Raw genomic sequence first — 750 nt, forward strand, 5'->3', positions numbered from 1 at the left:
TGTCTTCTTTCTCTTGCCTGCATGCTCGGCATCCGAAAAACTGATCTGGCTCATCGTTGGCTCTCCTTCAGCTGGGTGATCAACGTTCAGGTCGGCAATCGGTGGACTTGATCAGACGTTCCCTAGGGCCACCGGCTACAGTCGGCCATAACCAGACGTTCCCGCCTGTCCTCCAGTTCAACGGAGCCACCATGCTTGTTCACATCATCTACACGGAGGCCGCGGTGTTCTTGTCGAAGAAGGGATACCCATCTTGGCGCGATATTCAGGGTGAGTTCCCCGACTACAAGGCGTCGTTGGGTCCATGGAAAGCTGATGCCGTGACGGAGTATCTGCAGGGCGACTACTCGGACCTCGTGCCGCCGGCGGCCACACAGGTCGCTGAACTCCTCCGGGCCGATGCCGTTCTCCGACAACTTACGTTTCTGGCCTAAGCGAGGACCGAGTCCGGCCAAGATCAGGCATTCCCAACCGCCCGTCAATTCGTCCCCAACGCCCTGGCATGACAACAATGAACTTCCCCGCACCTAGCAGGCGTGATCGGCTGTCCGTCCCCGGCACTTCATTCCTTCAACGAACCAGGAGATTGTCATGACCTCATCCAATGATCCCAAGCGCGTGCTGTTCATCGGCCAGCAGCCCGAGACCGTCGATTTTTCGGACCCGGCGCTGCCACCCGGCTTCGATGCCGCAAAGATCCATGCCGGCATCGCGATCGGCATGCAGCAGATGGCCGCTCGCGGCTGGGCC

At 59.6% G+C, this 750-nt stretch carries 1 protein-coding gene; it reads left to right on the top strand.

Annotated elements, in window-relative coordinates; all coding sequences use genetic code 11:
• Positions 1 to 191: 191 nt before the first annotated feature.
• Positions 192 to 434 carry a hypothetical protein gene (locus VLK31_RS36210; protein WP_409173322.1) on the top strand — a complete coding sequence of 81 codons (243 nt, stop codon included), beginning with the start codon at positions 192 to 194 and terminating at the stop codon, positions 432 to 434.
• Positions 435 to 750 lie beyond the last annotated feature (316 nt).

Origin of the sequence: Variovorax sp. H27-G14 (assembly GCF_046156345.1) — a bacterium.
GTDB lineage: Bacteria > Pseudomonadota > Gammaproteobacteria > Burkholderiales > Burkholderiaceae_C > Variovorax.

Bases quoted from the DNA above. Each gene is read 5' to 3' on its own strand.
- VLK31_RS36210 (WP_409173322.1), top strand. From the start codon at position 192: ATGCTTGTTCACATCATCTACACGGAGGCCGCGGTGTTCTTGTCGAAG.